At 60.1% G+C, this 21,140-nt stretch carries 24 protein-coding genes and 1 riboswitch; of the genes, 5 read left to right on the top strand and 19 right to left on the bottom strand.

The window, feature by feature from the left end; genetic code table 11:
- Positions 1 to 16: 16 nt before the first annotated feature.
- The 13 genes from map to yqeB all read right to left on the bottom strand — a co-directional run bounded on the left by map (position 17) and on the right by yqeB (position 8,417).
- Complete coding sequence (gene map / locus PMX60_RS00120; RefSeq protein ID WP_006235270.1) at positions 17 to 805, bottom strand: type I methionyl aminopeptidase; 789 nt, start codon at positions 803 to 805, stop codon at positions 17 to 19.
- Positions 802 to 1,428 (bottom strand): adenylate kinase, encoded by a 627-nt coding sequence (locus PMX60_RS00115; RefSeq protein WP_055252238.1) that lies wholly within the window; start codon positions 1,426 to 1,428, stop codon positions 802 to 804. The genes map and PMX60_RS00115 overlap by 4 nt, the downstream gene beginning before the upstream one ends.
- A gap of 18 nt (positions 1,429 to 1,446) precedes the next feature.
- Positions 1,447 to 2,733: a preprotein translocase subunit SecY gene (gene secY / locus PMX60_RS00110; RefSeq protein WP_035137447.1), complete on the bottom strand. Its 1,287-nt coding sequence runs from the start codon at positions 2,731 to 2,733 to the stop codon at positions 1,447 to 1,449.
- Complete coding sequence (gene rplO / locus PMX60_RS00105; RefSeq protein ID WP_271746468.1) at positions 2,727 to 3,176, bottom strand: 50S ribosomal protein L15; 450 nt, start codon at positions 3,174 to 3,176, stop codon at positions 2,727 to 2,729. The genes secY and rplO overlap by 7 nt, the downstream gene beginning before the upstream one ends.
- Before the next feature lie 3 nt (positions 3,177 to 3,179).
- A complete protein-coding gene (gene rpmD, locus PMX60_RS00100) occupies positions 3,180 to 3,362 on the bottom strand; it encodes a 50S ribosomal protein L30 (protein WP_006235266.1) in 183 nt (60 codons plus the stop codon).
- Positions 3,363 to 3,364: 2 nt separating this feature from the next.
- Positions 3,365 to 3,889, bottom strand: a complete 525-nt coding sequence (rpsE, locus tag PMX60_RS00095; RefSeq protein WP_022094279.1) for a 30S ribosomal protein S5 — start codon at positions 3,887 to 3,889, stop codon at positions 3,365 to 3,367.
- A gap of 14 nt (positions 3,890 to 3,903) precedes the next feature.
- Positions 3,904 to 4,272: a 50S ribosomal protein L18 gene (gene rplR, locus PMX60_RS00090; protein WP_055252235.1), complete on the bottom strand. Its 369-nt coding sequence runs from the start codon at positions 4,270 to 4,272 to the stop codon at positions 3,904 to 3,906.
- A gap of 75 nt (positions 4,273 to 4,347) precedes the next feature.
- The gene (gene rplF, locus PMX60_RS00085) at positions 4,348 to 4,884 is read right to left on the bottom strand and encodes a 50S ribosomal protein L6 (RefSeq protein WP_271746465.1); all 537 of its coding nucleotides are present in this window, start codon (positions 4,882 to 4,884) and stop codon (positions 4,348 to 4,350) included.
- A gap of 33 nt (positions 4,885 to 4,917) precedes the next feature.
- Positions 4,918 to 5,316, bottom strand: coding sequence for a 30S ribosomal protein S8 (gene rpsH / locus PMX60_RS00080; RefSeq protein ID WP_006235262.1), 399 nt, complete (start codon positions 5,314 to 5,316; stop codon positions 4,918 to 4,920).
- Between the two features lie 119 nt (positions 5,317 to 5,435).
- Positions 5,436 to 5,621 carry a type Z 30S ribosomal protein S14 gene (locus PMX60_RS00075; protein WP_022094280.1) on the bottom strand — a complete coding sequence of 62 codons (186 nt, stop codon included), beginning with the start codon at positions 5,619 to 5,621 and terminating at the stop codon, positions 5,436 to 5,438.
- A 79-nt stretch (positions 5,622 to 5,700) separates the two neighbouring features.
- A complete protein-coding gene (rplE, locus tag PMX60_RS00070) occupies positions 5,701 to 6,258 on the bottom strand; it encodes a 50S ribosomal protein L5 (protein ID WP_006235260.1) in 558 nt (185 codons plus the stop codon).
- Positions 6,259 to 6,569: 311 nt separating this feature from the next.
- Positions 6,570 to 7,613, bottom strand: a complete 1,044-nt coding sequence (locus PMX60_RS00065) for an XdhC family protein (protein ID WP_271746464.1) — start codon at positions 7,611 to 7,613, stop codon at positions 6,570 to 6,572.
- A 9-nt stretch (positions 7,614 to 7,622) separates the two neighbouring features.
- Entirely contained in the window at positions 7,623 to 8,417 is a 795-nt protein-coding gene (yqeB, locus tag PMX60_RS00060; RefSeq protein WP_271746463.1) for a selenium-dependent molybdenum cofactor biosynthesis protein YqeB, read from the bottom strand.
- A gap of 102 nt (positions 8,418 to 8,519) precedes the next feature.
- Between yqeB and yqeC the strand changes: the two genes are divergently transcribed.
- On the top strand, positions 8,520 to 9,254 hold the full coding sequence (gene yqeC, locus PMX60_RS00055) for a selenium cofactor biosynthesis protein YqeC (protein WP_271746462.1): 735 nt from the start codon (positions 8,520 to 8,522) through the stop codon (positions 9,252 to 9,254).
- Positions 9,255 to 9,264: 10 nt separating this feature from the next.
- On the opposite strand, the gene hydA is transcribed toward yqeC, so the two are convergent.
- The 5 genes from hydA to dpaL all read right to left on the bottom strand — a co-directional run bounded on the left by hydA (position 9,265) and on the right by dpaL (position 15,484).
- Positions 9,265 to 10,632: a dihydropyrimidinase gene (gene hydA / locus PMX60_RS00050; RefSeq protein WP_271746461.1), complete on the bottom strand. Its 1,368-nt coding sequence runs from the start codon at positions 10,630 to 10,632 to the stop codon at positions 9,265 to 9,267.
- Between the two features lie 9 nt (positions 10,633 to 10,641).
- Positions 10,642 to 11,256 carry a nucleotidyltransferase family protein gene (locus PMX60_RS00045; protein WP_271746460.1) on the bottom strand — a complete coding sequence of 205 codons (615 nt, stop codon included), beginning with the start codon at positions 11,254 to 11,256 and terminating at the stop codon, positions 10,642 to 10,644.
- Between the two features lie 149 nt (positions 11,257 to 11,405).
- A complete protein-coding gene (gene ygeW, locus PMX60_RS00040) occupies positions 11,406 to 12,608 on the bottom strand; it encodes a knotted carbamoyltransferase YgeW (RefSeq protein ID WP_055287465.1) in 1,203 nt (400 codons plus the stop codon).
- A gap of 201 nt (positions 12,609 to 12,809) precedes the next feature.
- Positions 12,810 to 14,195: a YgeY family selenium metabolism-linked hydrolase gene (locus PMX60_RS00035; protein ID WP_195232234.1), complete on the bottom strand. Its 1,386-nt coding sequence runs from the start codon at positions 14,193 to 14,195 to the stop codon at positions 12,810 to 12,812.
- 74 nt (positions 14,196 to 14,269) lie between these two features.
- Complete coding sequence (gene dpaL / locus PMX60_RS00030) at positions 14,270 to 15,484, bottom strand: diaminopropionate ammonia-lyase (protein WP_271746459.1); 1,215 nt, start codon at positions 15,482 to 15,484, stop codon at positions 14,270 to 14,272.
- Positions 15,485 to 15,761: 277 nt separating this feature from the next.
- On the opposite strand from dpaL, the gene PMX60_RS00025 reads away from it, so the two are divergent.
- The 3 genes from PMX60_RS00025 (at position 15,762) to PMX60_RS00015 (ending at position 18,164) form a co-directional block, all read left to right on the top strand.
- Complete coding sequence (locus PMX60_RS00025; RefSeq protein WP_089573552.1) at positions 15,762 to 16,415, top strand: helix-turn-helix transcriptional regulator; 654 nt, start codon at positions 15,762 to 15,764, stop codon at positions 16,413 to 16,415.
- 122 nt (positions 16,416 to 16,537) lie between these two features.
- Entirely contained in the window at positions 16,538 to 17,524 is a 987-nt protein-coding gene (locus PMX60_RS00020; RefSeq protein WP_271746458.1) for a hypothetical protein, read from the top strand.
- A 118-nt stretch (positions 17,525 to 17,642) separates the two neighbouring features.
- Positions 17,643 to 17,733, top strand: a riboswitch (SAM riboswitch).
- Positions 17,734 to 17,741: 8 nt separating this feature from the next.
- Entirely contained in the window at positions 17,742 to 18,164 is a 423-nt protein-coding gene (locus PMX60_RS00015) for a hypothetical protein (RefSeq protein WP_271746457.1), read from the top strand.
- A gap of 67 nt (positions 18,165 to 18,231) precedes the next feature.
- On the opposite strand, the gene PMX60_RS00010 is transcribed toward PMX60_RS00015, so the two are convergent.
- Entirely contained in the window at positions 18,232 to 20,355 is a 2,124-nt protein-coding gene (locus tag PMX60_RS00010; protein WP_271746456.1) for a DUF262 and DUF1524 domain-containing protein, read from the bottom strand.
- A 99-nt stretch (positions 20,356 to 20,454) separates the two neighbouring features.
- Between PMX60_RS00010 and PMX60_RS00005 the strand changes: the two genes are divergently transcribed.
- On the top strand, positions 20,455 to 21,140 hold a 686-nt coding region (locus PMX60_RS00005; RefSeq protein WP_271746455.1), incomplete at its 3' end, for a restriction endonuclease subunit S.

Genomic DNA, 21,140 nt, shown 5'->3' with positions numbered 1-21,140 from the left:
ACATTTGACGCAAGCCCTACATTTCACCGCCCTGCAAGGAACACCAAGCACCTTGCGCATCCGTGGTGAGAATCACCGGACCGTCATTGGTAATAGCGACGGTGTTCTCGTAGTGCGCGGCGGGCAGGTGGTCGTTGGTCGTAACAATCCAACCGTCGGAGCCCGTGCTCACATGGTTGGAACCCATCGTAACCATCGGCTCGATGGCAATGACCATGCCGGCCTGGAGTCGAACGCCCCTCCCCTTCTTTCCATAGTTAGGAACGTTGGGGTCCTCGTGCATCACGCGGCCAATGCCATGGCCCACATAATCACGAAGCACGCCGTAACCGTGAGACTCGGCGAGAGACTGAACGGCATAACCGACGTCCCCGATATGGTTACCGGGAACGGCCTGCTCGATAGCAGCCTTAAGGCAATCGCGCGTGACCTCGCACAAAGCCTTGGCTTCAGGCGTGGGGGTGCCGACGAAAAACGTCCAAGCGTTATCGCCGACCCAACCGTCGACAACGGCTCCCGTATCGATGGAGATGATATCGCCATCGCGCAGGATCATGTCGGGGTTGGGAATACCGTGGACCACGGCATCGTTGATCGATGCGCAAATGGTCCCCGGGAACCCGCCGTAACCCTTAAAGGCCGGGGTGCCGCCATGCATGCGGATAATCTGCTCCGCGAGCTGATCGAGCTCAAAAGTCGAAACGCCGGGGCGCACCATGGCTCCAACGTGGCGGAGCGCCATCTTAGATAGCGCTCCTGCCTTCTTCATCTGCTCGATTTGCGTTGCAGACTTAATCTTGATCATAGACCGAGAGCCTCTTTGACATCCCCGTACACGGTCTCGCGAGCCTGGTCACCGTTGACCGACTTGAGCAGACCCTGGCCACGATAGTAGTCGACGAGCGGGCTCGTGGACTTCTCGTAGACGTCGAGACGGTTCTTGATGGTCTCGGGCTTATCGTCGTCGCGCTGATACATCTCGCCTGCGCACTTGGGGCAGGTGGCATCGGCAGCAGTGCCGGTGTAACCGCAAGCGCGACAGGTGCGACGCGAAGACAGACGATCGATAATGACCTCGGGGGCCACATCGACCAGAAGGGCACAGTCGATCTCGCGACCCATGGCGGAAAGCTCGGAATCGAGCGTCACGGCCTGGGCGGTGTTGCGCGGGAAGCCGTCGAGGATGAAGCCCTGCTGGGCGTCATCGGCGGCAAGGCGCTCCTTGACAAGATCGATCACGAGCTGGTCGGGAACGAGCTCGCCAGCATCCATGTACTTCTTAGCCTGAATACCAAGCTCGGTGCCACCCTTGACGGCAGCACGCAGCAGGTCGCCCGTGGAAATGTGAGCGACGCCAAACTCGGCGACGAGCTCCTGTGCGACGGTGCCCTTACCGGCACCCGGAGCTCCGAGCAATACGAGGTTCATGAGCAATCCTCCTCTAGCCTATTTAAAGAATCCATCGTAATCATACATCTTGATCTGGCCTTCGAGCTTATCGACTGTGTCGAGCACGACGCCGACCATGATGAGGATGGACGTGCCGCCAAATGCCTGGATCAGGTGGTTACCCGTGAAGGAGAAGATGATCGAAGGCACGATGGCGATGAGCGCCAAAAAGACAGCGCTGGGAAGCGTGATCTTGTTGAGCGCGTTCTTGATGTAGGCCGCGGTAGCCCTACCCGGACGGACGCCCGGAATAAAGCCACCCTGCTTCTTAAGGTTATCGGCCGTGTCATCGGGGTTGAACACCATGGAGGTGTAGAAGTACGCGAAGAACACGATGAGGACAACGTTAAGCACCCAGTTGAGCCAACCGGTCGAAAGCGCGGAGGCAACTGCCTGAATCCAGCCGATGCCGGGGAAGAACACGGCAATCTGAGCCGGGAAGTACAGCAGCGCCGAAGCGAAGATGATCGGCACGACACCCGCGGTGTTGACCTTGATGGGCAGGTAGGTGGTCTGGCCACCCATCATGCGACGGCCCACGACGCGCTTAGCGTAGGAGACCGGGATGCGGCGCTGGCCGCGCTCAAGGAAAACAATCAGCGGGATAACCAGCAGGATGATGGCGCAGATGATCACCATGGTGATGATGCCACCGGCATTGCCCTCGGTGCTGGAGAAGATAGCCTGCGGCAGACCGGCCATGATGTTCGCGAAGATGATCAGCGACATGCCATTGCCGATACCGCGCTGGGTGATGAGCTCACCAATCCACATGATCAGCATGGCGCCCGCGGTGAGCGTACCGACGATCATGAGGTCGAAGATGATCTCGGGAGCGCCGGCGCCATTGAAGCTGATGCCGAAGCTCTTAAAGAGGAAGAGGTAACCCACGGAGTTGAGGATTGCCAGAGCCAGGGTGAGGTAACGCGAATACTGCGTAATCTTGGTCTGACCGACCTCGCCCTCGCGGGCAAGCTCATGCAGGGAAGGCACGACGGCCTGGAGCATCTGGAGGATGATCGAGCTGGTGATGTAAGGCATGATGCCCAGCGAAAACACCGACACATAGCTCAACGCGCCGCCAGAGAAAAGATTCAGGAGGGCCATAGCACCTGCGGCGACCGAATTGTTATCGGTCGAGAAAAGGCCCAGCATCCCCTGGAAGGGAATGCCGGGCACAGGAACGTGCGCACCAATGCGGTACACGACGAGCATAGCTATGGTAAAAAGAATCTTTTCGCGCAATTCTTTGATGCGGAAAGCATTCTTAAGACCATTTAGCACGGCAGCTCGACCTTTCCGCCGGCGGCCTCGATCTTGGCCTGCGCAGAAGCGCTGACCTTGTCGACCTTGACCGTGAACTTCTTGGTGAGCTCACCATTGCCGAGCACCTTGACGGGCTCGAACTCGCTCTTGGTGATGCGAGCGGCCTTAAGAGCGGCACCGTCGACCACAGCGCCGTCCTCGAACTTACGCTCGAGACGCTCAACGTTAACGGCGGTGTACTCGATACGACGGGGGTTGCGGAAGCCCGGAAGCTTGGGCAGGCGCATAGCCAGCGGAGTCTGGCCACCCTCGAAGCCGGCACCCTTGGTGCCGCCAGAGCGGGAACCCTGGCCCTTCTGGCCGCGGCCAGAAGTGGTGCCGTGACCCGAAGAATTGCCACGGCCGACGCGCTTGCGGTTCTTGGTGGAACCGGGCGCGGGAGTAAGATCGTGAAGCTGCATTTGCTACTCCTCTACAATCTCGACAAGGTGCTTGACCTTGAAGATCATGCCGCGGACGGACTCGTTGTCAGCAATCTCGCGAACCTCGCGGATCCTGTGGAGACCGAGGGCACGGACAGTACGGACCTGGTCCTGCTTGCAACCGTTGGTGCTGCGGACCTGCTTGATCTTGATGGTGTCAGCCATGCTTAGTTCTCCTTACCGACGAACATCTCGGAGACCGTCAGGCCACGGCGAGCCGCGACGTCCTCAGGGCTGGAGAGCTCCTTGAGGCCCTCGACGGCAGCCTTGATGATGTTGAGGCCGTTGTCGGTACCGAGGGACTTGGACAGGACGTTCTTGATGCCAGCAAGCTCAAAGAGGGGACGCACAGCGCCGCCGGCGATAACGCCGGTACCCTCGACAGCGGGCTTGATGATGATGCGGCCGGCACCAAAGTGGCCGAGAACCTCGTGCGGGATGGTGCCCTGATCGGTCACCGGCACGTGGAACATGTTCTTCTTGGCATCGAGAGACGCCTTGGAGATGGCCATGGGCACCTCAGCGGACTTGCCCATGCCAACGCCGACGTTACCCTTGCCGTCGCCAACGACGACGAGAGCGACGAGGCTCATGCGACGACCACCCTTGACGGTCTTCGACACGCGGTTGATGTAAACGACGCGCTCCTCGAACTCGGAGGCCTCGCGCTGCTGCTTCTGATTACGAGCCATGTGCTACATACCTCCTAGAACTCGAGACCGGCGGCACGAGCACCGTCGGCGAGGGCCTTGACGCGGCCATGGTAGATACGGCCACCACGATCGAAGGCGACCTTGGTGATGCCGGCCTCGATGGCGCGCTTGCCAACGAGCTGACCGACCTTCTCCGCAGCCTCCTTGTTCGAGGTGTGAGTGCCCTTGAACTCGGCCTCGAGGGTCGAGGCAGAGACGAGCGTCAGGCTGGAGCCCTTGCTGTCGTCGATGATCTGGGCATAGATGTTGGCGTTAGTACGGGTCACGCGAAGACGCGGACGCTCGGCGGTACCCGAGACCTTGCCGCGAACACGACGCTGACGACGCTTGAGGCCTTCCAGCTTCGCCTTATGCTTGTTCATACGTAAACTCCTAAAAAGGTTGATCTTGCCAGCACCTGACGGGGTGCTGGTCTTATGCGAGTGAGTCGGTTACGACTACTTGGCGGCCTTACCCAGCTTGCGGCGGATGTGCTCGCCAACGTAGTGGATACCCTTGCCCTTGTAAGGCTCGGGAGGACGATGACCGCGGATCTCAGCGGCGATCTGACCGACCTGCTGCTTGTTGATACCCTTGACGTTCACGTGGGTGTTGTCGGGAACCTCGAAGGTGATGCCCTCGGGAGCCTCGACGATCACGGGGTGCGAGAAGCCCAGGGAGAACTCGAGGTTCTTGCCCTTCTGCTGCACGCGGTAACCGACGCCGGCGAGCTCGAGCTTCTTCTCGAAGCCCTCGGAAACGCCAACAACCATGTTGTGGATGAGGGCGCGGGTGAGGCCGTGGCGGGCACGGGTCTCACGCTCGTCGTCGGGACGGGAAACGGTGAGGACGTTGTCCTCGACGTTGATAGCGAGCTTCTCAAAGACATCGAGCTCGAGCTGGCCCTTGGGGCCCTTGACGACAACGTTGTTGCCGTTGACTGTCACTTCGACTCCGGCGGGAATCTGGACAGGCTTATTACCGATACGAGACACGGTGATCTCCTTTCCTTCTACCTACCGAGCGAATTACCAGACGTAAGCGATGATCTCGCCGCCGACGTTGTGCTTGCGAGCATCGCGGTCGGTCATGACGCCATGGCTGGTGGAAATAATGGCGGTACCAAGGCCACCGCGGACGCGGGGCATGTCGGCAACGCCGGTGTACTTACGCAGGCCCGGCTTGGAAATGCGGCGGATGCCGTTGATGACCTTAGCCTTCTTGGGACCATACTTAAGCGTGATGTGCAGAGTCTTCTGGGGAACGGTGTCCTCGACATCGTAGCCCTCGATGTAGCCCTCCTCGTGCAGAACACGAGCGATCTCGACGAGCTTCTTGCTGCTCGGCATGGAGACCGTGGCCTTGTTCACAGAGTTAGCGTTACGGATGCGCGTAAGCATATCTGCGATCGGGTCTGTAAGGTTCATACAGATTCTCCTTCGTTCTTGATGAACACGTGCTCTTGGTTCTTCGCCGCCCTTAACGGCAAAGCCTAACTAGCGCGTTTTCCCTGTTCCAAACGGATGCTTGAAACGCTGGTAGTGACTTACCAGCTGGCCTTCTTAACGCCGGGAAGCTCGCCCTTGAGTGCAAGCTCACGGAAGCAGACACGGCACAGGCCGAACTTGCGGTACACAGAGTGCGGACGGCCGCAGCGCTGGCAGCGCGTGTACTCACGAGTAGAGAACTTCTGCTTGCGATTGCACTTGACGATCATCGATGTCTTAGCCACTTATATCCTCCTCACATAGAGTATTGTTCGCCCCAAGCGCCGCCCCCTTGTGGGAACGGCGCTTATAGGGCAGGTGAACCTATTTCTTGAACGGGAAACCGAAGGCGTCCAGAAGGGCCTTGGCCTCCTCATCGGTATTGGCGGTGGTCACGAAAGTGATGTCCATACCGCGCTGGTGATCGACGGAGTCGAAGTCGATCTCGGGGAAGATGAGCTGCTCGGTGACGCCCATGGAGAAGTTACCACGGCCGTCGAAGCTCTTGGCGGAGATGCCGCGGAAGTCGCGGATACGGGGGATCGCGACGGAGGTCAGACGATCGAAGAACTCCCACATACGGTCGCCACGCAGGGTAACCTTGCAGCCGATCGGCATACCAGCGCGCAGGCGGAAGGTAGCGATGGACTTGCGGGCACGGGTGATCATCGGCTGCTGGCCGGTGATGGCGCGCAGGTCGCGCACGGCACCGTCGATGGCCTTGGAATCGGTAGCGGCCTCGCCGACACCCATGTTCACGACGATCTTCTCAAACTTGGGGATCATCATGACGTTCTCGTACTGGAACTTGTCCTGAAGCTGCTGCTTGACCTCGTTGTTGTACTTGGTCTTCAGACGCGGCACATACTTCTCTTCTGCCATTGTTCACTCCTTCTTGGGGTTTTAAGCACGGGGCATGGCCACGATGGGTTGTCCTCGTGCCTCCTGGCTGCATCCGCGCCGCTCATGGCATTTCGCGGTTTGGACTCGACGCAGCAGGAGCCGACAAAACAATCGGTACTATACGCGCATTGGGTGCGTATTTCCAGAAAAACCTCGTCTGCCTGCACAACTCCACAACTCCCCCGCACAAATGGGTCCCAAAAAGCAGTTGCGGTGAAATAGGGACTGTTTGGCGGCCTAACAGGCTTAAACAGTCCGTATTTCACCGCAACTTATTGGTGGGGATGCGATTAGCGCTTGCGGGGGACGAGCTTGGTGCGGCGCAGGTGGATCATCTCGGCGGCGATGGAGATGGCGATCTCCTCGGGATCTTCGGCCTGGATGGCAACGCCGATCGGCAGGTGCAACTCGTCAATCTGGTCCTGCGTAAAGCCCTCCTGCTCCAGGCGGGCGCGCACAAAGGCCGTCTTGCGACGCGAGCCCAGACAGCCCAGGTAGGCGGGTTTGGCGCGCATGGCCTGAATCACCACATCGATATCGGACTTGTGGCCTGCTGTGGCCACGACCACCAAGTCGCGCGGACCGATGGGACACAGCTCGCTCAGGTTCTTGTAATCGACCAGGCGACGATCGTAGACACCGGGCACCCATTCGGGCGTCAGCGTGCCGGGGCGGTCATCGCACGCCACAACGGCAAAGCCCGCCGCCGTGAGCACGCGCGCCGTCGCGGCGCCCACGTGTCCGCAGCCAAAGATGTAGGTCAGGCCCTCGGGGCAGAGCGTCTCGATGTGCGCCGGGGGAATCTCGGAGGCGGCGTTGGTGTAGGTGACCTTACTCCCCTCCTCCACCAGCGAAAGCTCGGGGCAGCCGGCAATGGTATGGCGCGATGTCTCGCCATGGTACTCGACCACATCGCCCTCGAGGGCCTGAATGACAAACGGTTCAAAGTCGATGACGAAGTCGCCAATGCGTCGATACGCCAAGACGTCGGCAACCGACTGGAACAACGGCACCTGCGATACATCCAGATGCAGATAGCACAGGCAGATGGCTCCGCCGCAGATCATGCCGGTATCGGAGTTCTCGCCGCCCATGGTGTAGCGGACCAGACGTGACTGTCCCGCGCTCAGGAGCTCGCGCGCCTCGTTCAGCGCAAAGCGCTCAATCTTGCCGCCGCCGATGGTGCCCGCCTGGCTGCCATCGGCAAAGACGGCCATCCAGGCGCCCACGCCGCGCGGCGATGACCCTGCCGTGCCGGCCACGACCACGAGTTCGCACGTCTCGCCAGCACGCAGAGCGGCAAGCGCCGCATTCACAACATCGAGCTTTTCCATTGCCGCCTTCTATCCTCTAAAGACATCGGTGAGCATAGCGAGTGCCTCGAGCACGCCGCCGCCGACCGACGTCGCTTTGTCCGAAATATAGTTGATATAGCTGGCATCGCCGCGCGGGTCGACGTCGGCGCATTTAAAGCCCTCGGTCACCTGAACGCCGTCGGCCAAAAGACCGCGCAAGCAGCCGTCAATCTGCGTGACCATGGGAGTATCGCCCGCGTAGCCAATCACGTCTCCAGCGCGCACGATGTCGCCGATTGCGCGGTCGGACCGAAACACGCCGGCGGCGGGGCTGTGGATAACGCGCTCCTTGCCAAAGCCGGCGATAATGCCCGGCACGCCCGTGTTGGGCTGGGGCGAACCTTGGGTAATGACACGGCCCAGAAAATGCCCGCGCATGGTCTCGACCACGGCGTCGCAATCGACCGGCGCGGTAAAGCCCGGCCCCACGGCGATGACGGCAGGCGCCATGTCGCGCGTGGTGCCCAGGTTGCGCTTGGCCAAAATCGCGTCGACCACAGCCGCGGGTTTCAGCTCGCCGAGCATCTTGGCCTGGGGGTCCACCACAACGGCGACGTCTCCCGCTTGGGTAATCTCGAGTGCCTCAGCCGGCGTCTGTGCCAAGCGAGCGCGAATGCCTTCGACCTCGACCTCGCCCAGGCGAATGGCCTCGCAAAAACTGATTGTGCGGCGGATGCACGTGGGAACCGCGATATCGGCCATAACGACCGACACGCCGGCGCGTACCAAGCGAGCGGCGACGCCCGTGGCGATATCGCCGGCACCGCGAATATAAACGAGCATTCCCGGGGCACCTCCCTGTGCTACGGTTTGAGCAGAGCAAAAGCGGTTCGACCGCTACTCTGATGATTATTTATTATCACAGTATTATACGGCGGTGAACAGATGGAAACGGTTAGCGGCAATCTTGCCTCGGCGCTCAGGATCGAGCCGGGCATTACCGCGATTATCGGCAGCGGCGGCAAGTCGACGTTGCTCAAGACGCTCGGCCTTGAGCTTATGCGCGCTGGCGGCCGCGTGCTCCTCTGCACCACCACGCATATGTTTCCCGTCGCCGGCGTGCCATGGGACGGGTCGAATCGTCGCCTGGACGCCGCACCCTGGAAGCCGGGCGCCTCGCATGTCCCCGGTTGCACCTGCGAGGCCTGCGCGGGCATGAGCCGCGGAAGTATCTGCCAGGCAGGCGTCTTGGACCCGGAGACAGGCAAGCTCTCCGCCCCCGCCGAGCCGCTCGGTGAGCTGGCACAGCGCTTTAGCTACGTCTTAGCCGAGGCGGACGGCAGCAAGCGGCTCCCGCTCAAGGCCCACGCCGCCTGGGAGCCGGTGATTCCCTCTGGCACGGCCAACACCGTCTGGGTCGTCGGCGCCTCGGGGCTCGGCAAGCCCATCAACGAAGCCGTCCACCGCACCGAGCTCTTTTGCGAGCGTTGCGGCTGCAAGCTCACCGACATCGCCACACCCGAGCGCGTCGCCCAGGTGCTCAATGCCGAGATGCAGGCGCTGGGGCTCAGCACCGCACGCGTCATGCTCAACCAAGTCGACACGCTCAGCGACCCCACGATGGCAGATCGCTTCGAGGCAGCCCTCGGCCGCCCCATCGTCGCCACCAGCCTCAAGTAGCCAGCCCCTGCTAGCGGGGCACGTAGCGACCGGGCTGGGCTCCGGTGGGCTCGCCGTCGCGCGCGGCCAGCACGCCGTTCACAAACACAGCCTTGGCGCGACCGTGCGCCTCAAAGCCCTCGAGCGGCGTGTAGTCCACGGCCTGATGCTGCGTCGCCGCGCGAATGGTCCAGCGCGCCTGGGGATCCCACACGCACACGTCAGCATCGGCGCCCTCGGCCAGACAGCCCTTACGCGGGTACATGCCAAACACGCGCGCCGGGTTCTCGCTCATCAGGCGGCACAGATCCTCGGGTCCCAGCTGTCCCTCAAAGCTCGTGGCAATCGCGACGGGACGGTGCTCCACGCCGGGCCCGCCGTTGGGAATCGCGCGGAAGTCGTCGCGCCCGCGGTCCTTTTGCCCGTGCAGATTAAAGCTGCAGTGGTCGGTGGCGATGGTATCGATCTCGCCGGCCACAAGCGCCTCGCGCAGGGCCGCACGGTCGCCGGCATGGCGCAGCGGCGGACTCATCACATACTTGGCACCCGCAAAGCCGTCTTCCCCCTGCTCCAGATAGCAGGTGTCGTCGAGCATCAGATATTGAGGGCAGGTCTCGACATAGATGTTCTTCTGTCCGCGCGCCTTGGCAGCGCGAATGGCCTCGAGCCCCAGCTTGGTCGAAAGGTGCACCACGTTGACCGGAGCGTCCCCGGCCAAGTGTGCCAGATACAGTAGGCGACTCACGGCCTCGGCCTCACACACGTCCGGACGGCTAAGCGCATGACCCTCGGGCCCATGGATCCCCTGCTCGTACACACGCTTCTGCAGCGCGTTGACCAGCGTGCCGTTCTCGCAATGCACGCACAGGATACCGCCCAGGCGCTTGAGCTCCTCCAGCACCTCGAGTGTCTCGGCATCGTCCAAGCGCAGGTGGTCATAGGCAAAGTAAGTCTTAAACGACGATACGCCCGCCTCGCGCATGGCCGAAAGATCGGCGCGGTTGCGCTCATTCCACTCGGCGAGTGCCATATGAAAAGCGTAGTTTGCCGTGCAGGTGCCGTCGGCGCGATGATGCCACTCGGCAAGGGCATCGGGCATGGTCACGCCGCGATCGGCCGTCGCGTAGTCCACGATGGTCGTCGTGCCGCCGCAGGCAGCCGCGCGCGTGCCGGTCTCAAAGCTATCGGCCGTCCAATCCATGCCAGTCCAGCACTGCATGTGCGTGTGGCCGTCGATAAAGCCGGGAAACACCCAGCAGCCCGTGGCATCCTCGACGGTATCGCCCTCGCCCGGCTCGATTGCCGCGGCAATCCGCGCAATCTTATCGCCATCCATGGCAAGATCGGCGCGGCGAAGCCCCCGGGGCGTCACGAGCGCGCCGTTTTTGATGATGATCATAATTGCTCCTTATTGATTGATGCTGTTGGCCACGCGATCAAAATACGAGCAGGCGGCGATATGCTCCGCTATGCGTCGCTGTCCCTTGGCGGTATCGACGTCCCACAGCTCGTAGGCACGTGCCTCGACCAGCACCACGTCGGTACGGCCCTTGAGGGTCGAACCGCCGCCGTCCTTGCCCTCAAGACACATAAGTGCATCGAACAGTTCCGCCGGAAAGAGCACCGGGCTCGAAGGCTCACCGTTGCACGCAAGACGCACCGGGTGTTTACGGCCACGCTCCTCAAACGCGCGAACCATGGCCTCAAAAGAATCCGCGCTCACAAGCGGCTGGTCGCCCGGCAAAAAGAGACAGCCTTTCCAGTTGCGTTGTGCCCCCCACGAAAGGCCCGCACGGACGCTTTGGCTGCGCAGCTCGGCATCGTGCAGCACGCACGGGCAATGCTTGTCCTCGCAAATCTGAGCGACCTCGGGCCAACGCGTCGAAACCACGACGTCAAAGCCCTGGGGAACCGAATCGATGGCCCGGGCAATCAGCGGCTCGCCATAGATATCGGCAAGCATCTTGTTAGAGCCAAACCGCTTGCCCTCGCCCGAAGCCATAATGACGCATCCAAGTCTCATGGTGATACCTCCCCCGAAACCATCGTACCCATAACTCGCGCCGCGGGCATCCACATCGAAAGCGCTTATCCCGCACGCCCGCGATGCAAAAAAGGGCACCCCGCCGGTTGGCAGAGCGCCCCCTTTACATGGCTTACCTCAACCCGGCTTTAGGCCTGGAGCCAACGGGCGGTGTTGCGCTCGTCGAGGGCCTTGAGGGTAGCGGCGGGATCGGCAACCTTCTGCAGGAACATCATGGCTGCGATGGCGTACGGCTTGTAGCTGGCCTCCTTGTACATGCCCACGCGGTGCATGTCGAAGACGTCGGCGTTGACCTCGCCGTGCTCGCAGGAGACACCGGAGATGTCGGCGGGCAGCGGGTGCATAAAGATGGTGTCCTGGCCGTTGGCAGTCTTCTCCATGAGCTCAGTCGTGGAGCACCAGTCCTGATGGGTGGCGTTCTGGGCGAGCAGCTCCTTCTCGAGCGCAGCGATGCCGGCGTCGTCGCCCTCGGCGTACAGGTTGGTGCGCTTCTCCATGGCGGCAAACGGAGCCCAACTCTTGGGGATCACGATGTCGGCGCCCTCGAAGGCCTCGGCCATGGTGTTGACCTGCTTAAAGGTGGTGCCGGACTCGGCGGCATAGCCCTTGGCGCGCTCGACGACCTCGGGCATGAGGTCGTAGCCCTCGGGGTGAGCCAGGGTGACGTCCATGCCAAAGCGGGGCAGCAGGCTGATCAGCGACTGCGGGCAGGACAGCGGCTTGCCGTAAGAGGGCGAATAGGCCCAGGTGACGGCAACCTTCTTGCCCTTGAGGTTCTCGAGGCCGCCAAACTCGTTGATAAGGTAGAGCATGTCGGCAGAGGACTGCGTGGGATGATCGGAGTCGGACTGCAGGGAGATGAGCGTGGGACGGTGATCCAGAACGCCATCCTCGTAAGCCTGCTGGACAGACTCGGAGACCTCAGCCATGTAGGCGTCGCCCTTGCCGATGTACATGTCATCGCGGATGCCGATGACGTCGGCCATGAAGGAGATCATGGTAGCGGTCTCGCGGACGGTCTCGCCGTGAGCGATCTGGGACTTCTTCTCGTCCAGGTCCTGCAGCTCAAGGCCGAGCAGGTTGGCGGCCTTAGAGAAGGAGAAGCGCGTACGGGTGGAGTTGTCGCGGAACAGCGAGACGGCCAGGCCCGAATCGAAGATCTTGGACGAAACGTTGTTCTCGCGCAGCTCGCGCAGAGCGTCGGCGACGATGTAGAGCGCCTTGAGCTCATCGGTGGTCTTATCCCAGGTGTGCAGGAAGTCGCTGCCGTACATACCCTTAAAGTCGAGGCCGTTCAGCTGCTCGACGAGCTCGGTAAACTTGGCGTCCATGGAAATGTCCTTTCTAAAGATGAAACGATCGCAATGAGTAGATGTGCTCCGGCATGCGCGTGTGGCTAGAACATGCAGAGCACCATGACGAGGACCCGCTACCGTTGAGGAAGCATGGGAGATAACGACCGCGGGCCCCAAGTCAACAGGGGGTGCCGGGGGCATAAACTGTCCCTGGCTCAACAAGATCGAGGAATGGGACTAGTCGATCTTGTTGTTGGTCAGACCGGCGCGGAACACGGTGGCATCGCCATCGGCCTGGCTCGGATCGTAGAGGTTCAGGGCAGCCACATACATGGCGGCAGCGGTGACCAGGTCGTCCTTGTAGGTGACCTCGTTGGGAGCGTGAGCCTGAGACTCGGCACCCGGGCCAAAGCCGACGCAGGGGATGCCGTAGCGGCCCTGGATGGAAACGCAGTTCGTGGAGAAGGTCCACTTGTCGCACAGCGGACGACCGGTGCGCTTGTCCATGCTGGGCTCGCAGCCGATGCGCTCGTCACCGAACATAGCCTTATGGGCGTCGACGAGGGCCTTGACGTGCGGAGCGGTCTCCTTGTTGATCCACGTGGGGAAGTAAGCCTCGGTCTCGTAGACCTCACCGGTCCAGGACGGACGGTCGTACATGTACATGGAGACCTTCACGTCGTCGCCGTACTTCTTGGCTGCCGGCAGGTTACGGATCTCGTCCAGGCAGGACTCCCAGGTCTCACCGGCGGTCATGCGACGGTCGATGGAGATGGCGCAGGAGTCAGCGACAGCGCAACGGCTGGGGCTGGTGTAGAAGATCTGGCTGACGGTGCAGGTGCCGCGGCCCAGGAAGCGGGCGTCCTCGAAGTGCTCGGGGTTGTACTTGGGATCGAGCATCTTGACGAGGCCCTTGATGTCGGTCGACTCGTCGCAGCCGTTGTTGTTGAGAGCGCGAACGTCGGCGATGATGTCGGCCATCTTGTAGATGGCATTGTCGCCGCGGTCGGGAGCAGAGCCGTGGCAGGAGGTGCCGTGAACGTCGACGCGGATCTCCATGCGGCCGCGGTGACCGCGATAGATGCCGCCGTCGGTGGGCTCGGTGGAAATGACGAATTCGGGCTTAATGCCGTCCTTGTTGTAGATGTACTGCCAGCACATGCCGTCGCAGTCCTCTTCCTGGACGGTGCCGACGACCATGATCTTGTAGCCCTCGGGGATGAGGCCCATGTCCTTCATCATCTTGGCAGCGTAGGTAGCAGAAGCCATGCCACCCTCCTGGTCGGAGCCGCCGCGGCCATAGATGATCTCGTCGGTCTCGTAGCCCTCATAAGGATCGGCATCCCAGTTATCGATGTTGCCGATGCCGACGGTGTCGATGTGAGAGTCGATGGCGATGATCTTGTCGCCCTCGCCCATAAAGCCCATGACGTTACCCAGGCCGTCGACCTTGACCTCGTCATAGCCAAGGCTCTCCATCTCGGCCTTAATGCAAGCGACGACCTCACCCTCCTCGCAGGACTCAGAGGGGTGAGAGATCATGGCGCGCAGGAAGCGAGTCATATCAGCACGATGGGACTCAGCAGCAGCCTTGATAGCGTCGAAATCGAGTTCTTTAGCCATTGTTCATAACCTTTCAAACTAAGGAATCTACCTGTGAGGTGGCGGAGCGATACCTATTTACTCCGCCCCAACGATTAGCAAGTGGGGTATTCGCCTTCCCAGACGATGCGACGGTACTGATCCGGATCGGTGTCACCTTCCGTGGAGAAGCAGAGCACGGAGCTCGTCTTATCCAGGCCGATGAGCTCTTTGAGCTCGGCGTACTCAGGATCGAGCATGAGGGTCTCGACCAGGCCAGTGGTCACCGCGCCGGACTCGCCGGAGATGACGCGCGGGTCGCCCTTCTCGGGGGCGCCCAGGGTGCGCATGCCGCGAGCGGTGACCCAGTCGGGGCAGGACACGAAGGCGGTGGCATGGTTGCGCAGGATATCCCAGCCCAGGATGTTGGGCTCGCCGCAGCACAGACCGGCCATGATGGAGGGCATGTCACCGTCCACGATACGCGGATCGCCGTCGCCGGCGGCAGCGCCCTTGTACAGGCAGGCGGCCGGAGCGCACTCGACCACGACGAAGGTGGGCGGGTTATCGGGATACAGGTTGGTGAAGTAGCCCACCACGGCGCCGGCGAGCGAACCCACGCCAGCCTGGACAAACACGTGCGTCGGGCGGTTGATGGCCATCTCGCGCAGCTGCTCGGCAGCCTCGGAAGCCATGGTGCCGTAGCCCTCCATGATCCAAGACGGGATCTTCTCGTAGCCCTCCCAGGCGGTGTCCTGAACGATGACGCCGCGCTCGCAGGCGTCGGCCTCGGCGGCGGCCATGCGCACGCACTCGTCGTAGTTGACCTCTTCGATGGTCACCGTTGCGCCCTCGGCGGCGATGTTATCGAAGCGGGGCTTGGTGGAACCCTTGGGCATGTGAACGACGGCCTTCTGGCCCAGCTTGTTGGCAGCCCATGCCACGCCGCGGCCATGATTGCCGTCGGTAGCGGTAAAGAAGGTGGCCTGGCCAAAGTCCTTGGCCAGCTGGTCGGAGGTCAGGTAATCGAAGGTGCAGTCGGCAACGTCCTTGCCGGTCTCGTCGGCAATATAGTTGGCCATGGCAAACGAGCCGCCCAGGACCTTAAAGGCGTTGAGGCCAAAGCGATAGCTCTCGTCCTTAACGCACAGGTTGGACAGGCCCAGACGCGCGGCCTGGCCGTCCAGGCGGGCAAGCGGAGTGACGGTGTACTGGGGGAACGACTGGTGGAAGGCGCGGGCCTTCTTCACGTGGTCGAGACTCATGATTCCCAAGTGCTTGTCATCGCTCTTGGGCATCGTGTTGCTCGCCCACTGGATCTTATCGGCCATACGGTGAACTCCTTAAGTTCTCTCTTGCCGGCCCCCGCATACGCGTTTCAGCCCGATCCCATTCACACGGCTGAACTTTTATGTGGATGCCAAACAAAAAGTTTGTTAGTAATGTTCTATCACACTTTTTGATTGGCATACCTAACGAATTGTTTGTTGCCGTAATCGGTACTTTTTCGCCGCCGAACGGTCACACAACGCAGCGACGCTTTCGTTATTTGCGAACAGGTGTGGTTTATGGCACAGTGAGCCCAAACTAATTTTTAGGAAGGTACCCATGACCCCCGCACAGATTGAGTTTTACAAGCGCCTCGCACACGGCCTGGCGCTCCAATTTGGCCCCAACTGCGAAGTCGTCGTCCACGATCTGGAGACCGAGGACGTAGACCACTCCATCGTAGTGATCGAAAACGGCCACGTCAGCGGGCGCAAACTGGGTGACGGCCCCAGCCATATCGTGTTTGAGTCCATGCACGAGGGCGCCACCGATGTACACGACCGCGAGCCGTACCTCACTAAAACCACCGACGGCAAGCTGCTCAAATCGTCGACGATCTTTATCCGCAACGACGAGGGCAAGCCCGTCGGCATTTTGGGCATCAACTTTGACATTACGCTTATGAAGGCTTTTGAGCGTTCGCTCGACGCCTTTACCGGCACCGGCGGCACGGGCTATACCGAACCCGAGCCCATTACCAAGAATATCGGCGACCTGCTCGAAGACCTGCTGCACGAGTGCGAGCAGTTTGTGGGCAAGCCCGCGGCACTCATGACCAAAGACGAGCGCATTCGTGCCATTGGCTACCTTGACCGTCGCGGCGCCTTCCTCATTTCCAAGTCGAGCGAGCGCGCCTGCGAGTTCTTTGGCATCTCCAAGTACAGCTTCTATAGCTACCTCAATGAGGCCAAGGCGGCGGCCGGCGACAAGTAGGCACTCGCCTGGATTACCCTCCCCTTTTGGGCGCGAGTTCTGGAAAGCACGAATCCAAGACCGAGCCGCTTGGGAAGTTCCATATAATCGATGTCATTAGCATTTCGAAAGGATGGAACAGAATGGCGTTGAGCAAGGCATCATGCACCGGTCGCGGATTGATTCCGGCAATTGGTGGACATGTGCACCGCATGTTCGATGAGAGTGAAGACGACCTGTTTTCGCTGAGCCTTGACGACGTGATGAATGATCGCCCGTGGACCGCCGACGAACTCATGGGCGGCGGGGCTCGCCCGTCAAACCCCAATCCCGCACTTGCGCCTAAGACCGCATCTGCGCCGACTCCTGCGCAGTTGGCTGTTTCGACACCCGCGCCTACGCCCGCACCCACTTCGGCGCCCACGCCCGCTCCCCGCCCCGCAAGCGACCCGTCCGAGACGGCGGCATTTCTCGCTGCAGCGACGCAGGGCAAATCGGCCGACAGCACTGTTATGTACAGCGCCCAGCAGTTGCCTGTTCCTGCGGCACGCAAGCCTCCGGTCGCAAGGCTCGATGAGCCCGTTGCCCGTCAGGTTGCCTACGATTCCTGGGCTGCAGCCGATCTGGATGAGACCTCTACCGGCATGCCGGCGCTCGACGTTCCAGTTAACCCGCTTTTTGCCGCCAACACGAGCGCCGCGGACTATGAAGGCGGTGCGACATATTCCGATTATTCCGATGACTATGCTGGCAACGGTCGCATCGAGACCGAGGACTATGGCACCGCATCGAGCGATTATCTCAACGATCCGTACGCTGCCACGCCTGCACCGGAATATGACCCGGAGGCCGCGTCCGCGCCGGCGTATACCAAAAGCACGGGCGAAGAGCGCTTCGCCGATTATTACGCCGAGGAAAAGGCGCTGCGTTTCTCGGAATTTCCGCAAGCAGTCAAGGTTGCCTTTATCGCCATTGTCATTGCCCTGCTCGGCGTCATTGCGTTTGAGGGATTCCGGCTGTTCTCCGGCCCCACCCAAGCGGAGTCGGAGACCCAGCAAAAAGAGAACGATGACGAGTACCTGGACATCAACACCCTCAAGGGCGACCCCAACGACGGAGACGACGAGTAACAGATGCCGAAAACTGAGGGTCGTAGACCAAATCAACCCCGTGCGCTCATTGCCGCACGGGGTTGATTTTTGTCCGCGCGCGCTGATAGACTCCATCGTGCCCGCAAGGAGCGGGCGCGTTTTATCCAGAGTCGGGGTAGAGAGTTGGCTCCACGATCCCGACGCCAACCGGCCAAGAGGCACGGTGGCCCTGCCAGCATCGATGAAAGGAGTCCGTATGGACATTTTCTCTGTGCGCAGCGAGCGCAACTTCCACAATCTGGCAGCGAAGCCAAAACGAATGCATCTTCTGGACGGGCCGAGCGGCTATGCCTCGGCCATGGTCAAGAGCAGTCTCTCCCACCAGATGCGTTTTACCGTGCAGCTGCTCGAGGAAGAGCTCTGTGCTGCTGGAAATCCGCACGTACTGCAGATCAAGCTGCTCGGAGACGACTCGCGCGAGCCGTCCAGCTGGAAGTTCTTTGCCGACGGCGTGTGCGTCGCGGACGGATCCGGTGCCTTTGCCCGCGAGTGCTTCTGCGAGGGAGCCGAGGTATTCCTGGACCTGTGCCGAGATGCCGTCGAGGCTGCCGAGCTGTGCCAGTGGAGCCAGAGGGAGTACGAGCTGTTGAGTGCGGCCCGCAGGATCGTAAGGGTGTAGACGGGCGGACGAGCCATCGACGATTTTGAGCTGGCAAGGGCCGGGAACTAGATTCCCAGCCTTCAACCTAGCACTGCTTTATGAGATCGAGCACCGCAGGAATGTCATCGGCATTCCGAAGCGCAACGTAAGTGGGTAAGCCCGGGCCAAATCCACCCTGCGTACGCTTGTCCTGGCACATGTCCTCTGGATCCGTTAGATCATCCACACTCTTTGCCAAGCCAACGGCAATCCAACCACCGTTGCTGGTCCTGCCTTCTAACACGGCATGCAGTTTTCGCTTGCCCGACCTGAAGCCTACATAGTACTTAGCTATGTAGGACTCCCACGAAGGGTTACCACTCAGAACGGACTCGCGCACCTCATCGAAAAGCTTCTGGTTGAGCCCACCTTCGGCAAAGGTGGGGTGATTCTCCTGCAGAGTCCAGATAGGAGCCTCATCAGACTCCCCGCGAGAAGGACGGTACTTGTCGACGACGTCTGCCGGAAGGTCGGGATATTTCCATATCTCACACGCCTCTTTCGCCAGCTCGTTCGCGCGCTGTCCAATCTCTTCCTCACCCCATTTTTCACGCGAGGCGATCGACTTGTTCAGGTAGAGCGGACTGCACTTAAATCCGACGTCAGGCAGATTGAGCTTGTCCGAGAACGACCGGTTTGAGTACTCCTGGTTGTAGCCCGTCAGCGTAAGATTTCCCAAGTTGTTGCACAGCCTGTCGTGGACGTCTTCCCAGTTCTCACCAAGCGATTCCTTCCAGCCGTGCTCATCATCGATCGTCTGGGGCATGATGTGCTCGATCTGGTAATCGTCGGCTGAGATGGACTCCTTCGGGTGGTGCCAGTTCTCCATGCGTTCCAGGTAATAGCGCTTTTTAGAGAAGCGGTTGTAGCAGTCACGCGTCTTAAACTCCTCGACAAAATGCTCGTCTGTCGGAAAGTATGCGGTCATACCGCTGCTGTGGATAAGGAGCATCGCCGTAACGTACTCCTCGATATCGTCCTGCTGCTCGAGATTGCGATACATGCCGGCAAAGAAATTATTTAGGCCCGTGGTAAGTCTGCCGCAAACCGCTCGCCTGAACAGAAACGACTCGATAGTCTCGCAGATACGTAAAAACGCATTGCGGTCTAGTCCATTCCCCTCGTAAACCGAATAAAGCAACATTAAGAGGGGCCTTATCTGCTTCACGTCGAGGCTTACGATTCTGCCGAACACTCGGCGCAGTCCGTCGTCCTTCTCCTTACCAAGGAACAGACTGGCGTATCTATGTGCATACCCTCGCAGCTCCTTAAGCAGGCCCTCGGTGTCACCATCGTAGTCGTCGGCGAAATAGCGCTTAAACTCGTAGTAGGCCTCGTTCTCCTTCGGCATCCTATTGGGAACTTTAAGCCACAGCCAGTACCAGATAAATGCATTGAACTCGTCCTCGCCGCCTTTTCCGAACAAGCACTCGAGTGGATGCCAATAACCCTCATAAAGATTGGTCTGTTCGTCGTTGGGAAGCGACATTAGAACGTAGTTACGGATGAGGTCAATGGGCGTGAGCGGCTTGCCCTTGGAGTTCATGGACTCAAATATGAGCTGGGCATTATCAACGCCAGCGGTGAGCTTAGTGTCGATGACCTGCACGCGGTTTAGCCCCGCCCAAAGCCTTGCAGGGTCGAATGATTTCCCGTGCATCTTTTCACGGAAGAACGCATGGTTTTCGACAATGCGATCCGATTTTTCATCTGGCACGGGAGCCCCAGACACGATGGAGAACAGCGTCTCTTTATCGTCCTGCGAGAGCACCAGCTTGTAGCGTGCCAGACCGTTGTAGTCGTCATCGTTAAAGAGGTAATTTTTCCTCAGCGCCGAGATTTTGAGGTCGCCAAGGAAGCCAGCCTTGTCGGGGTTGCTCTCCAAATAGTCAGCCAAAGCTGCAATCATCAACGAAAACGTCGTCATGCGCTGCTGTCCGTCAATCAGAAGCACGCGCGAAATGCTCGTGGCAGAGCTCTCGGACTCGGGGATATAAAGCATTGACCCCACGAAGTGCGATACGCCATCACGACCCGCTCGCATGACGTCATCCCAAAGCACCTCGCACTCTTTTACACTCCACGAGTAAATTCGCTGGTACACGGGAATGACGAACTGCATCTTCGCCACGCCCATAAGGTCGAGTAGATTTGCCTCGGTTGCTTTCATTTTCGGTTGCCCCCTTTCTTGTTTACGCCGCTTGCGGTCAGTCCCCCACTGAACGAAAGGCGCTAAAGACCAGAGCATCGAAGCGCTAGAGCAACCGGGATGCTCGTCTCACTAGATTTTACAACGCTTGTCGCGAATACAGTTGAAAGCCAATCCGGTTCCGATGGCTCCCCCTATGAGAAGAAGGTGGATGCCAAGGGTCGCGTGACTAGCGATAAGTGCATCGCGAACGAAGTGCCGTTTGAGGAGCTGCCCGAGGGGTGGGCTTGGGCAAGGCTGGAAACCGTATATAACTTCATTGATTACAGGGGTAAAACACCTCACAAATCACCTTCAGGTGTTCGACTAATGACTGCGAGCAACATTCGCCAAGGCTATATTGATTACACACGCGAGGAGTATATTTCAGAAGACGAATATGCAACACGCTTGTCTCGCGGAGAGACCCACCGTGGCGATTTGCTGTTTACAACCGAAGCCCCGATGGGGTATTGCGCGATATGCGAAATGAAACGTTGCAGCTGTGGACAGCGTGTCATTACCCTTCAGAATTACGGCACAGTTGGTCCAGACAATGCCCTGTTCTGCCAAATAATTCTATCTCCACTGTTCCAAATTCAAGTTAAGGATCATGCCACGGGGACGACCGCAAAAGGAATCAAAGCAGCAGTGCTAAAAGAGCTATTTCTTCCGATTCCGCCTCTCGCCGAGCAGCGCCGCATCGTCGAGCGGGTGAACGAGCTCATGCCCCTGGTCGAGGAGTACGGTGAGCTCGAGGACGCCCG

The organism is Collinsella aerofaciens (assembly GCF_028206995.1).
Classification (GTDB): Bacteria; Actinomycetota; Coriobacteriia; order Coriobacteriales; family Coriobacteriaceae; genus Collinsella; species Collinsella aerofaciens_AQ.
This window is presented reverse-complemented; position numbering and strand designations above follow the sequence as displayed.

Excerpts from the sequence above, each read along its gene's own strand:
- map (WP_006235270.1), bottom strand. The coding sequence starts at position 805 with ATGATCAAGATTAAGTCTGCAACGCAAATCGAGCAGATGAAGAAGGCA.
- PMX60_RS00115 (WP_055252238.1), bottom strand. The coding sequence starts at position 1,428 with ATGAACCTCGTATTGCTCGGAGCTCCGGGTGCCGGTAAGGGCACCGTC.
- rplO (WP_271746468.1), bottom strand. The coding sequence starts at position 3,176 with ATGCAGCTTCACGATCTTACTCCCGCGCCCGGTTCCACCAAGAACCGC.
- rpmD (WP_006235266.1), bottom strand. The coding sequence starts at position 3,362 with ATGGCTGACACCATCAAGATCAAGCAGGTCCGCAGCACCAACGGTTGC.
- rpsE (WP_022094279.1), bottom strand. The coding sequence starts at position 3,889 with ATGGCTCGTAATCAGAAGCAGCAGCGCGAGGCCTCCGAGTTCGAGGAG.
- rplR (WP_055252235.1), bottom strand. The coding sequence starts at position 4,272 with ATGAACAAGCATAAGGCGAAGCTGGAAGGCCTCAAGCGTCGTCAGCGT.
- rpsH (WP_006235262.1), bottom strand. The coding sequence starts at position 5,316 with ATGAACCTTACAGACCCGATCGCAGATATGCTTACGCGCATCCGTAAC.
- rplE (WP_006235260.1), bottom strand. The coding sequence starts at position 6,258 with ATGGCAGAAGAGAAGTATGTGCCGCGTCTGAAGACCAAGTACAACAAC.
- PMX60_RS00065 (WP_271746464.1), bottom strand. The coding sequence starts at position 7,613 with ATGGAAAAGCTCGATGTTGTGAATGCGGCGCTTGCCGCTCTGCGTGCT.
- yqeB (WP_271746463.1), bottom strand. The coding sequence starts at position 8,417 with ATGCTCGTTTATATTCGCGGTGCCGGCGATATCGCCACGGGCGTCGCC.
- yqeC (WP_271746462.1), top strand. The coding sequence starts at position 8,520 with ATGGAAACGGTTAGCGGCAATCTTGCCTCGGCGCTCAGGATCGAGCCG.
- hydA (WP_271746461.1), bottom strand. The coding sequence starts at position 10,632 with ATGATCATCATCAAAAACGGCGCGCTCGTGACGCCCCGGGGGCTTCGC.
- PMX60_RS00045 (WP_271746460.1), bottom strand. The coding sequence starts at position 11,256 with ATGAGACTTGGATGCGTCATTATGGCTTCGGGCGAGGGCAAGCGGTTT.
- ygeW (WP_055287465.1), bottom strand. The coding sequence starts at position 12,608 with ATGGACGCCAAGTTTACCGAGCTCGTCGAGCAGCTGAACGGCCTCGAC.
- PMX60_RS00035 (WP_195232234.1), bottom strand. The coding sequence starts at position 14,195 with ATGGCTAAAGAACTCGATTTCGACGCTATCAAGGCTGCTGCTGAGTCC.
- dpaL (WP_271746459.1), bottom strand. The coding sequence starts at position 15,484 with ATGGCCGATAAGATCCAGTGGGCGAGCAACACGATGCCCAAGAGCGAT.
- PMX60_RS00025 (WP_089573552.1), top strand. The coding sequence starts at position 15,762 with ATGACCCCCGCACAGATTGAGTTTTACAAGCGCCTCGCACACGGCCTG.
- PMX60_RS00020 (WP_271746458.1), top strand. The coding sequence starts at position 16,538 with ATGGCGTTGAGCAAGGCATCATGCACCGGTCGCGGATTGATTCCGGCA.
- PMX60_RS00015 (WP_271746457.1), top strand. The coding sequence starts at position 17,742 with ATGGACATTTTCTCTGTGCGCAGCGAGCGCAACTTCCACAATCTGGCA.
- PMX60_RS00010 (WP_271746456.1), bottom strand. The coding sequence starts at position 20,355 with ATGAAAGCAACCGAGGCAAATCTACTCGACCTTATGGGCGTGGCGAAG.